The 797-nt window shown below is 57.7% G+C and carries 1 pseudogene; it reads right to left on the minus strand.

The window, feature by feature from the left end:
• Positions 1–797: pseudogene (locus tag WG8_RS17315) on the minus strand (WIAG-tail domain); the annotation flags it as partial.

Here is a 797-nt window from a genome sequence, read left to right on the forward strand (position 1 = left end):
CGTATAGTCCGGGTTCACAAAAGGCTCCCCGAATACAATCGTAACCTCCGTCTCTCCTTCACTGCCCTTCAGAAGAAACGGTGCTCTGCCGAACTGCTGCAATGCGGGCTGATTCGCACAGGTGCGAACAGGGGTGATGCTCAGATGCTCCGGCTTCACTGCGCTCAGCTCCAGCTCACGCGAGCCTACGGAGCCTTCCACCAGATGATGCCCTTCGATGCTCTGTTCTGCCAGGTGATGGCTTTGTACCGCAGCTGCCTGCAGATGCTCCGATCCTACAGCTTCCGGGCCCAGCACCTCACTGTCGACGGCCTGAGCTTTCAGATGGCTGCGAGATACACTATCTGCCTGGAGTCTGTCGCCACTGATGCCTTCCTCCGGCAAAAGCCCTGAGAGGTGAATATCTGTGGATAGCTGAGCCAGTGTCACCGCCCCCGGCTTCAGGTGATACGTATCAATGACTCCCTCGCCAATGTGTTGGCCTTCAATGGACTCCTCAGCCACATGCCAGGACTGTACTGCTCCATTCGCGATCTTGCCAGACGTAACCGCCCCTTCCTGCAAGGCATCCTCCGATACCACCTGCCCGCCTATATGCTGTTGCTGGATGGCCCCTGCTTGCAGATGTTCTGACTGGACGGAATCCGGTGCAATATGTTTTGACTGAACCGCGCCTTCCGCCAGCGCAGATTCATGTACCGCCCCATCGGCCAGATGCTGAGGGTGTACGGCATGCTCCGTCAGATGTACGGAGCTTACGCTAGCTTCCGCCAGATTCGAAGCACGAACTGCCCGAG

The sequence above is a fragment of the Paenibacillus sp. Aloe-11 genome (genome assembly GCF_000245715.1).
In the GTDB taxonomy this organism is placed as follows: Bacteria; Bacillota; Bacilli; order Paenibacillales; family Paenibacillaceae; genus Paenibacillus; species Paenibacillus kribbensis.